Here is an 11,883-nt window from a genome sequence, read left to right on the forward strand (position 1 = left end):
GTCTCCTCCCGTCGGCTGAATCCCCCGTGGCCAGGGCCTTTTAGGATCTTTTCCGGGGGCCGGTTCCCTCGGCAGGGAAAATCATTCAGTGCGTGGGGGCGTTCCGCGCGTGTGGAGAACGGACCTACATGCCTGTGAACGACGACATGACGCTGCTGGATGTCCTGCTGGGCGCGGTCCGTGAGGCTCCCGGGCAGGTCGTCGTCCATGTGCGCGGCGACGGCAGCGAACTGACCGTCACTCTGCGCGAACTCCTCGACGACGCGCTGCGCGTGGCCGGCGGCCTCCGTGGGGCCGGGGTCGCGCCGGGGACCTGTGTGCCGCTGCTGGCCGACCGCAGCGAGGACTTCCAGCCGATGTTCTGGGGTGCGCTCGCCGCGGGGCTCGTGCCCGTGCCGCTGGCCCCCGACGCCCGGCGTGTCCTGCCGGTCTGGGAGCACCTGGGGCGGCCGCCGCTCGTCGTGGACGCGGCCTCCTCGCCGGTGGTGGCTGAACTCCCCGGTGGCGTAACTTCTCTGACGGTTGATGTGCTGCGGGAGGGTCCCGTGCTGCGGGAGCCCGTCCGGGCCGGGGCGGACCAGGTCGCGTTCGTGCAGTTCTCCTCCGGGAGCACCGGTGCGCCCAAGGGGGTGGAGGTCACCCATCGTGCGGTGCTCGCCAACCTGGAGCAGATACGGGGCGCCTCGGCCCTGGGCCCGGACGACGTCGTGGTCAGCTGGATGCCGTACTTCCACGACATGGGACTCATCGGTACCCACCTCGCCCCCCTGGCCGCCCGGGCCAAGCAGATCAAGATCGGGCCGCTGGCCTTCGCGAAACGGCCCCAGGTGTGGTTCGAGGCCGCCGCCCGGCACCGGGGCACCGTGCTCTCCGCCGCCAACTTCGCCCTGGCCCTGGCCGTACGGCGGGTCCCCGACGAAACCCTCGCGCGGCTGGACCTCTCCGCCGTGCGGCTGATGCTCGTGGGCGCCGAGCCCATCGCTCCTGCGGTATGGCGGGACTTCGCCCGCAAGACGCGCCCGGCCAGGCTCGCCGCCTCGGCCGCCCAGCCGGTCTACGGGCTGGCCGAAGCCACCCTCGCCGTGACCTTCCCGCCCCCCGGAGAAACCGCCCGGCCCCTCGCCCTGGACCGCGCCTCACTCAGCCGGGGAGCAGCGGTCGACGCCGTAACAGGCTGCGGGAGCGAAGGGGTTGTCGAGCTGATGGACGTCGGGCCGCCCGTGGCGGGCTGCGCCGTACGGATCACCGACGAGGAGGGGAGGGACCTCGGTGAACGAAGAGTCGGGCACATCATGGTCAGCGGGCCCCAGCTCGCCCGTGGCTACCACGGCCTCCCCCACGTGAGTGCCGGCGTGTTCGCCGACGGGTGGCTGCGGACCGGCGACCTCGGGTTCCTGCGCAACGGACGGCTGTGCGTCACCGGGCGGCACAAGGACGTCCTGTTCCTCAACGGGCGCACCTTCCACGCCCCGGACATGGAAGCGGTCGCCGCGGCCACCCCCGGGCTGCCTCCGGGCGCCCCTGCGGTGATCGGCTCGACCGACCCCGTGACCGGTGCGGAACGCGTCGTGGTGTTCGTCCCCTGGGCCCGCCCCCCTCAGGAGGCCCAGGAGGTGCTCGACCAGGTCGCCTCCCGGGTACGCGAAGCTCTCCTCCACGACGATGTACGGGTGCTGGCCCTGCCCCCGGCCGCGTTCCCCCGTACCACGAGCGGGAAGCTCCAGCGGCAGCGTCTGCGGGAGCGGTTCGAGGCCGGGGAGCAGGAAGAGCTGAGGGGCGGGGAGAAGCCGGGCGGCCGGGAAGGGCCGGGGAGCGGGGAGAAGCCGAGGGGCGGAGAGAAGTCGGAGGGTGGAGAGGAACCGGGGGGCCGGGAAGCGCCCGGGGGCGGAGCGGAGCCGGAAGGCCGGGAAGCGCCGGGCGGCCGGGAGAAGCCGGAAGGCGGGGAACCGGCCGGGGCTGGGGGTGTGGGCGGGCGGTCCGGGCGCGTCGGCGCTCCCCGTACGCGGTCGGAGACCGAACAGGCCGTACGGGAGGTGTGGGCGCGTGTGCTGGGTCTTCCCGCGCCGTCCATCGGGCGCGACCAGCCGTTCGGGAGCCTCGGCGGGACGTCTCTGCGGGCCATGGAGGTTCTCGCCGGGCTGGAGGACGCCTTCGGTGTGACTCTGCCTCCGGCGGTGATCCGCGACCACGGGACCGTCGCCGCGCTCGCCGGTCATCTTCTGACCGCTGTCCCGGATCGTTCGCCGTCCGCCCTGGACGCCCCGGAGAGCGAGCGGCGGGCGAGCCGGAACAGCGGTCAGGGCAACCCCGTCGCAGCTGTCATCTCGATGGCGTGCCGGTTCCCCGGCGCCGATACCCCCGAGGCGTTCTGGGACCTGCTCAGCAGCGGACACGACGCCGTCACCCCCGTACCGGAAGAGCGGTGGAACGAGCAGGGGGCGGCGGAGGGGAAGCGCTGGGCGGGCCTGCTCGACGGGGTGGACCGGTTCGATGCCGAATACTTCGGCATCGGCGAGGAGGAGGCCCGCGCGCTGGACCCGCAGGCGCGGCTCTTCCTGGAACTCGCGCACGAGGCCCTGGAGCGGGCCGGATACGCCGGGCCCCGACGGCGCGGGCGCAGGATCGGTGTCTTCGCCGCCGTCGGGGACAGCGGCTACCGGAGCGTCCTGGACCGCGCCCGCGCCGAGGGGGTTCCTGTGCACGGTGCTCTCACCGGGAACCTGCCCAGCCTCATCGCCGCCCGGGTCTCCCAGAGCCTCGACCTCGACGGGCCGGCCCTCGCCGTGGACACCGCCTGCTCGTCGGGGCTGGTGGCCCTGCACCTGGCACGGCGCAGCCTCCTGGACGGCGAGTGCGACCTCGCCGTCGTCGGCGGTGTCAACCTCCACCTCACCTCCACCGGCCACCGGCTGCTGGAGGAGGCGCAGGCTCTCTCCCCCACCGGCCGCAGCCGCGCCTTCAGCGCCCGTGCCGACGGTTTCGTACCCGGCGAGGGCGGCGCCGCCCTCGTCCTGACCCGGCTGGACACCGCCCGCACCACCGGCGACCCGGTACTCGCGGTGGTCCGGGGCACGGCCGTCAACAACGACGGCCGGTCGATGAGCCTCATGGCACCCAACCCGCTGCGGCAGCGCGAGGTCATCACCCGGGCGTACGAGGAAGCCGGTACCGACCCCGCCGCGGTCTCCTACGTGGAGGCCCACGGCACGGGTACGGCCGTGGGTGACCCGATCGAGCTGCGGTCGCTCGCCCACGCCTTTCCCGTACGGGCTGATGGCGAGCCCCGGCTGCTCGGTTCGGTGAAGACGAACATCGGCCATCTCCTCAACGCGGCCGCCCTGCCCTCCCTGGTGAAGGTCGTCCTCGCCCTGGGCCACCGCAGGCTCCCCGCATCGCTCCACCACGCACCGCCCGCGCCGGGGCTCGCACCCGCCGGGTTCTCCGTGGTGACCGAGGCCCGGGAGTGGACCGGTGCCGGGCCGCTCGTGGCGGGCGTCAACGCCTTCGGGTTCGGCGGCACCAACGCACACGCCGTCCTCGAACAGGCCCGCCCCCCGCCCCCGCACCCCGTCCGCCGGCCACGGCACCGGGCCCCATCTGCTGACCCTGTCGGCCCGCAGCGCCGCCGGACTCCGGGAGGCGGCAGCACAGCTGGCCGCCCGCCTGGACGAGCACCCGGAGCTCGACGAAGGGGACGTCTGCCTGAGCGCGAGCACATCCCGCGACGAGGGCCCCCACCGCCTCGCCGTCGTCGCGGACGGTGATCTGCGGGACCGGCTCGGCATGCCTGCCGCACGCATCGAGGGCCTTGCCCCCAACCGGGCACGCCTGGTCTTCCTGTTTCCCGGGCAGGGCGCCCGGTCCCGGGCCGGGACCGGGCCCTGTACCGTACGGCGCCGGTGTTCCGCGACACCCTGGACGAGGCGTCCGCGCTTGCCGGGCCGTGAACGGGCGGCCCCTTGTGGACTGGGCCCTGGACCCCGGGACGGACCCCGCCGGCCGGACCATGACGGAGGTGGCGCAGCCTCTGCTCGTCGCTTCCGGGGTCGCCCTCGCCCGGCAGCTGCGGACTGGGGCGTGGAGCCCGACGCCGTCGCCGGGCACAGCGTCGGGGAGATCACCGCCGCCTGTACCGCCGGGATACTGACCCTGAAGGACGCCGTACGGTTCGCGGCCGAACGCGGCCGCCTGATGGGACGCTCACCGGGCCCGGCGCCATGCTCGCCGTCCGCGCCGCAGAGAAGCCCGCCGCCGACGCGGTCGCCGACACGGTGGCCGGGGCCGGCGGTGACCTCACCGTGGCCGCGTACAACGGCCCCGGGCTCCAGGTCCTCTCCGGCACCGTCCCCGCCGTCGAACGCGCCGCCCGCGACCTCAGCGCCCGGGTGTCCCCGTACGCCGCCTGCACGTCTCGCGCGCCTTCCACTCACCGCTCATGCAGCCGGTCGCCGGCCGGCTCGCCGACGCCGCCCGCGCACTCACCCTCCACCCCCGGCCATCGCGCTGATGAGCACCGTCACCGCACAGTGGCAGCCCGTCCTCAGCCCCGAGTACCTGCGCGGCCACGCCCTGCGGCCCGTGCTGTTCGGGGCCGCCGTGGAGCGCATGGCCGGGGAGGGATTCGACACGTTCGTGGAGATCGGGCACGGGCGACCCTGTCGGGCGCGGCCCACGCGGCAGCAGCGGCTGCGACCGCGGATACGGATGCGACGGCTTCGGCTGCGGATGCGGCTTCGGCGGCTTCGACTGCGGCTGCGGCTGCGGCTTCGACTGCTGCTGGGCTGGGGTACGGCGTGCGGGAGGCCCGGACGCCAGTGGCGGCGGGAACACCGGAACCGAAGGCAGCCCCAGCGGCGGCGGCAGTGGTCCGTGCGGGCGGGTAATGGTGATACCCGCCCTGCCGGGAGACTCCGGCGACCGGCCGCTGCGGCACGACGGGCGCGGCGCGCTCCTGGAGACCGCCGGGCGGCTGTGGGCGCGCGGTGTACCGCTGGACCGCACCTCGCTCGACACCGGCCACCAGCGGGTTCCGGTGCCTCCCTACCCCTTCCAGCGGCGGCGGTACTGGGCCGCCGACCCGCCGGTGAACCCGCTGCTCCACCAGGTGCTGTGGGAGGACGCCCCCCTGCCCGAAACCCTGCCGGACGCGGCGCTTTCCGTGCTGCTGACCGGGTCTGACGCCCCGTCGGCCGACCGGCTCGCCGGGAGCTCTCCGCCGCGGGCCTGCGCCTGCACGCCCCGGGCGACGGGCCGCCGGACGCCGTGGTCCTGGTGGCCGGCCCGCGCCCGCCCAGGACGACGCCGACACGCTCGGGGCGGCGCAGAATGCCGCACTGGCCGCCTTCGACGAGGCTCTCGCCCTGCTCGATGCGACCCAGGCCGGCCGGCTGGTCGTGCTCACGGAAGACGTCCACACCACGGGCGCCGCCCCCGAACGGCCGCGGCCGGCCCACGCCATGCTGAACGGGCTGCTGCTGGCCCTGCCTCAGGAGACCCCGGGCTGCTCGGCCACCGCCCTCGACCTCTGCTCACTGGACACCCCCGCCCAGCGGCTCGACGCCGTACTCGCCGAACTCCGGGCACACACCGCCCCCGGGCAGGCCACCACCGTCGCCCGGCGTGCGGGCCGCAGACTCGTCCGTGGCACCGTCCCCCTGGCACCGGGCACCGCGGCACCGCCCCCGCTGCCGCCCGACGGGACCTTCCTCATCACCGGAGGCGGCGGCGGAATCGGCGGCGCGCTCGCCCGGGACCTGGCCGCACGCGGCCGCCCCACCCTCGTACTCGCCGGGCGCTCACCCGGCCCCCCGCCGGACTCCTCGAGGAACTCCGCACGCTCGGCGCAACCGCCCACTACCACACGGCCGACATCACCTCCGAGCAGGACACCGACACACTCCTCTCCCAGCTGCCGCGCCTGGACGCCCTGTTCCACGCGGCCGGAGTGGTACGCCCCGGCACCCTGCGCAACCGGAACACGGACGAGACCGCCCAGGCCCTGGCCGCCAAGACCCGGGGCACCGTGCTGCTCTCCCTCGGGCTGCGACGGCACGGCCTCCACCCCGCGGTCTGCGTGGCGTTCTCCTCGGTCTGCGCCCTGCTCCCCGGCCTGGCGGGCGCCCTGGGCGACTACGCCGGAGCCAACGCCTTCCTCGACGCGTTCGCCGCGTCGCAGCGGCGGGCGGGCAGGCCGTGGCAGTCCGTGAACCTCGCCGCGATCGCCGGGACGGGCATGGCCACCGGTCTCGGCACACGGACGGCGCCGGGCCCCGCCCCCGTACAACGGGCCGGAAGCCTGCCGGTCGCCACCGCACCCGCCCTGGCGGCACTCCGTACGGCCTGCGGGCCGATACCGCACAGGTACTGCTCGCCGATCTGACACCCCCGGCCCCCCACCCGCCCTCACCCCCGCACACGCCCTCACCCCCGCACACGCCGTCTGCCCCGCACAGGCCGTCGTCCTTGAACGAGCCGTCGTCCGCGCCGTTGAGCAGCCCGGCGCCCGCCACGGAGCGGATACCCGGCAGCGGCACCCGTACGGAAACGGGTACCGGCACCGCCGCCCTGCTGCGCCGGCTCCTGGCCGGTGCGCTGCGGCTGCCGCCCGCCCAGATCCCCGACGACGAGCCGTTCCTCACCCTGGACTCGACTCACTCGCCGCCGTCGACCTCGTACGGCAGCTCGAACGCGAACTGGGCACCGCGCTGCCCGCCACACTCTTCTTCGAGTACCGGACCGTCCGCGAACTCGCCGCACACCTCGACACCCCCACCGACCCCCCACCAACACCCCCGGTGCCCCCAGTAGCCCTGGCGGCCCCCTCCCCCGTCGCGGACGGCGTACCGTTCCCGCTCACCCCCGTCCAACTGGCCCTCCACACCAGCAGCCGGCTCCACCCCGGCCTCCCGGCCCACGGCTACGTCCGCCAGACCGTCCAGGGCCCCCTGGACACCGGACTCCTCGAACACGCACTCACCGCGCTCGCCGACCGGCACACCATGCTCCGCCTCCGCATCCACAACAGCAGCAACGACAACAGCACAGCAGGCCCTCAGCAGCACATCGCACCGCCCACAGCACTGTCCGCCTGGTACGAGGCACGGGAGTGCCACGGCCGGATCGAGGACCTCGAAACCGCCCTGCGCAACCGGCCCTTCGACCTGGCCGCCGAACCCCCCGTACGCGCACTCCTCGCCCGGGAAAGCCCGGACCTGGCCCATCTCGTGCTGGTGATCCACCACGCCGCCGGGGACGGCTACAGCCTCAACGTCCTCGCCCAGGAGCTCTGGGCCCTCTACACCGCTCTCACCCACGGGCAGCCCCTCCAAAAGGAAGAGGGCGGGGGCAAAAAGGAGGGAGGGGGCGCGCCGCCACTGCCCGCCCTCGCCGCCGACTTCGCCCGGTACGCGGCCGCGGCCGCCCAGGAGCGCTCCTCCACGACGGGCTCCACCGCCCTCGCCGCCGACCTGCGGTACTGGTCACACCGGCTGACCGGCCGGACGGAACACTGCAACTGCCCTACGACAGCGACCCCGCCACCCTCCCCGCGGCTCCCCTGACCGCCCACCAGAGCGCCCTCACCCCGGCACTCACCACCCTGCTGGAAGAACGCGCCGCCGCCCACGGAGTCAGCCTGTTCCACCTCCTGCTCGCCACCCAGATACGCTGCCTGGCCCGCTGGAGCGGACAGCGCGGGATCACCGTCAACGTCGCCCGCGCCCGGCGCGAGGGACGGCTACCGGGCCTGGACCGGCTCGTCGGGCCACTGGCCGACACCCTCCCCCTCCTCTGCGAGACCGACCCGGACGAACCGGTATGGGCCCTGGCCGAACGGGTCGGGCGGATCTGGCTGGAGAACGAGCAGCACGCAACACCCACCAGCCTCGACCTGGCCCGGCTGCTGCCCCCGGGCCGACCGGGCACAGGGCTGCGGACAGCGAGCCCGGCCGGTTTCAGCTTCGCCCGCTTCCCCGCCACCCTCGACGAACACTGCCCGGTGACCGTACGGCCGACCGCAGCCGGAACCGGAACCCCCACAACCCGCCTCAGCCTGCTGTGCTGGCAGGACGGCACAACCCTGCGCCTCTCCTGGAACTACCCCGCCCGCCTCTTCGACCCGGCAACAGTGGCCCGCCTGGACCGCGACTTCCACAACGAACTGAGCACCCTCACCCCAGGAACCACCCCTGCCCCTGCCCAGGGAACCACCATCGTGGAACGGCTCCTCGCCCGGTTCCGTGCCACCCCGACGCGGTCGCCGTCGACACCGGCACCAGCACCAGCACGGGGACGGGGACGGGGACGGGCATCGGACAGGCACCGGCACGGGAACGGGAACCGGAACGGGAACCGGAACGGGAACCGAAACGGAACCGGAACGGGAACCGGAACGGGAACCGAAACGGGAACCGGAACGGGAACCGGAACGGGAACCGGAACGGGAACCGGAACGGGAACCGGAACGGGAACCGGAACGGGGACAGGCACTTTGACGTACGGGGAACTCGACCGCGCCTCCCGCACACTGGCGGCCCGGCTCCTGGCCACCGGCGTCACCCCGGGAAGCCTCGTCGGACTCCTCACCGAACCCGGCCCCGACACCGTCGTCTCGGTCGTCGCCGTCCTGCGCACAGGCGCGGCTGGGTACCGCTCGACCCCAGCCACCCGCCCGCACGCCTCACCGACCAGCTCACCCGCTCAGGCACCCGCACCGTCCTCTGCCACGCGGCCACCCGGGCGACGGGCGAAACCCTCGGCGACATCACCCTGATCTCCGCCGACACACCCGAGCCCGCCCCGCAGCAGACGGACGGCCCCGAAAAAGCCACCGCCCCGGACCGCCCCGCCGACCCGGACTCACTCGCCTACGTCATCTTCACCTCCGGGTCCACCGGCCGCCCCAAAGCCGTCCCGATCACCTACCGCTCGATGGAGAACTACCTCAACTGGGCCATCAGCACCTTCGGTTACAACGAGCACGACCGCCTCGCCCAGACCGCATCCCTCTGCTTCGACGCCTCCGTACGCCAGCTCCTCGCCCCCTGCTCACCGGCGCGACCGTGGTCACCGTGGACCGGGACCTCCTGCGCGACCCGAACTCCTCCTGACACACGTCGAACGCACCCGGATCACCGTGTGGAGCTCCGTACCCACCCTCTGGGAACAGCTCCTCACCGCCTCCGAGGAACGGGTCCGCTCCGGCGCACCCCGCCCGACCTGTCGGCGCTGAGATGGCTCCACGTCGGCGGCGAGACCCTCTCACCCGCCCACGTACGCCGCTGGTTCGACCTCTTCGGCAGCAGCCAGCACATCGCCAACCTCTACGGCCCCACCGAAGCGACCATCAACACGACCTGCCACATCATCCGCACCCGCCCCGGCGACCACGTACGGCACCTGCCCATCGGCCGCCCCGTCTCCGGTACGGAGGTCGAGGTCGTCGGCCCCGACGGGGAGACCCGGCGGCCCGGCGAACCCGGCGAGCTCCTCATCACCGGGACCGGGCTGACCCCCGGCTACCTCGGCGAACCGGCCCTGACCGAAGCCGCGTTCACAACCCGGCGGGGCAAACGCTGGTACCGCAGCGGCGACCGGGTACGGATGTCCGAGGACGGCACCCTGGACTTCCTCGGACGCCTGGACGACCAGGTGAAAGTCCGGGGCAACCGGGTCGAGCCCGGCGAGATCGAAGCGGTGCTCCAGACCCACCCCGACATCACCCAGGCCGTCGTCCTCCTCCACGGCAAACGCCTCACCGCCTTCGTCACCCCCCGGCCCGGAACCCCCGGCCCGGACCCCATGGCACTCCGCCTCCACCTCGCCCAGGCACTGCCGCCGTACATGCTCCCCTCCCGCATCACCACCCTGGACAAAATGCCCCTCACCGCACAGGCAAGATCGACCGCCGCCAACTGCCCTCGCTCCACACGGACACGCCACCGGAAAACAGACACAAACACGAACACGAAACGGCGCACGAAACGGCGCACGAAACGGTGCACGAAGCAGCGCACGAAGCAGCGCAGGAACAGCAGACGGCGGGGAAAGAGGAAGCGGCGGCAAAGCCCGGCAACACCCCCCGCACACCGCCCGTGACACCGACCGAAATCCGGCTGGCCCGCATCTGGTCCGCACTGCTCCAGACCGACGACATATGCCGCGAGGACGACTTCTTCACCCTGGGCGGCGACTCCCTGCTCGTCCTCGAAGTATTCGCCCAACTGGAAAAGCAGCAGGGCGGGGTGCTCCCCCGGCCCACCGTCATCTACCACAACCGCACCCTCACCTCCCTCGCCGCCACCCTGGACACCACCACAGCAGCAGACACCACCACCGCAGGCGCAGGCGCAGCGCAGCCCCGGTACGGAAAACAGACAGAGAGCCCCCGGCACAGAAACCCGGCACGACCCCGGCAGCAACGGACGACCAAGCCCGGACCAGGGCGGGGCCGGGCCGGGGCGGGCCCACGCCCTTCCCGCTCACACCCACCCAGCAGGGCTTCCTGCTGGCCGAGGCCATCGCACCGGGCACAACATCGTCCTGGATCACCCGGCTGCGCCTGCACGGCCCCCTCGACACCACCCGCTTCCAGAGCACCGTCGACACCCTCGTGGCCCGGCACCCCATGCTGCGCACCGTCTTCCCCGCCGGAACACGACCGGCCATCCAGCAGGAACTCCCGCCCTCCCTGCGCCTGCCCGTCGACTTCGAGACCCTCACCGACCCCCACGACGTGGAAACCCGGGTCGCCGCCGAACGCACACGCCGCTTCGAACCCTGGCCTGGCCACTGCTGCGCCTGCGCGTACTCACCCTCACCCCCGACGAACACGTCCTCCTGGTCCACGCCCACCACATCATCGGCGACGGATACAGCGCGGCACTCCTGATCCGCGAACTGACAACCACGTACGACGCCCTGTCCCGGGGCGAGGACCCTGCCCTGCCCCACTGCGCGGCACCTTCCGCGACCACGCCACCCACCTCCCCGCACGAAACGGCTCGGCCACCTCAACAGGCCCCGAAACAGGCACTGTTACAGCGCAGCAGCCGGGCAGCGAGGACCGGTGGACACGGCTGAACGCGCCCTACCACCTGCCCGTACTGGGCAAGGAAGCCAAAAACAGCAGCCGGAAGACAACGGGCCCCCACACCCCCTTCCACACACACGGGTTCACGATCGGCACCGGCCAGGTGACAAAGCTCCGCGACCTCGCCTCCCGCAACAGCACCTCCCTCCACACCCCCGTACTCACCGCGTACTACCGGCACTCGCCACAACGACCGGGCAGAGCGACCTGATACTCGGCCTCGCCGTCAGCGGCCGGAACCCCTCCCTGCCCGACGCACACCGGGTATTCGGCCCCTACGCCACCGCCGTACCCCTGCGCCCGGCCGGCCCGGAGTCCGGGCGGCCCCCACCGCGGGCTTCGAGAACGACCTGCGGCACATCGCCGCCGAGGCCACCGCAGCACAGATCCACGACGGCCCCGTGCCGGCCCTGCCCCACGGACTGCCCCTGACCTCACAGTTCTTCTTCACCTACCTCGACTTCACCGCCCTGGAACCACAGAGCGGACAGACACTGACCATCACCCAGGACAACAGCGACAGCGAGTACACACCGCCTCCGGTCGGCACGGACGTATTCCTGGCCGCCGCCCTGGACTCCGGACGACTGCGGCTCACCTTCCGCGCATCGGCCACAGCACTCACCCCGCAAGACCTCGCCACCCTCGCAGACGCGGTACGCGACGACCTGAACCACGCCGCAGACACACCCCCACCAGCCACACCCACCCAGACCGCCGCACCAGCCCTGAAACAGCCCCCGGCCACCCCCACCCCGACCACCCCCGCCGGACAGGGACCGGCCGGACAAGTC

General features: G+C 73.2%; 2 protein-coding genes and 3 pseudogenes. All 5 read left to right on the plus strand.

From position 1 onward, the window contains the following. Positions 1 to 128: 128 nt before the first annotated feature. Positions 129 to 6,379: pseudogene (locus tag B7C62_00005) on the plus strand (hypothetical protein). 262 nt (positions 6,380 to 6,641) lie between these two features. Then, positions 6,642 to 7,559 (plus strand): annotated as a pseudogene (locus B7C62_00010) (hypothetical protein). Positions 7,560 to 7,815: 256 nt separating this feature from the next. Beyond that, positions 7,816 to 10,095, plus strand: a complete 2,280-nt coding sequence (locus tag B7C62_00015) for a hypothetical protein (GenBank protein ID ARF70809.1) — start codon at positions 7,816 to 7,818, stop codon at positions 10,093 to 10,095. After that, a pseudogene (locus B7C62_00020) lies at positions 9,996 to 10,301 on the plus strand (hypothetical protein). Before B7C62_00015 ends, B7C62_00020 begins: the two are co-directional and overlap by 100 nt. Before the next feature lie 232 nt (positions 10,302 to 10,533). Beyond that, the gene (locus B7C62_00025) at positions 10,534 to 11,079 is read left to right on the plus strand and encodes a hypothetical protein (protein ARF76903.1); all 546 of its coding nucleotides are present in this window, start codon (positions 10,534 to 10,536) and stop codon (positions 11,077 to 11,079) included. Positions 11,080 to 11,883 lie beyond the last annotated feature (804 nt).

This window comes from Kitasatospora albolonga, from assembly GCA_002082585.1.
GTDB lineage: Bacteria > Actinomycetota > Actinomycetes > Streptomycetales > Streptomycetaceae > Streptomyces > Streptomyces stephensoniae.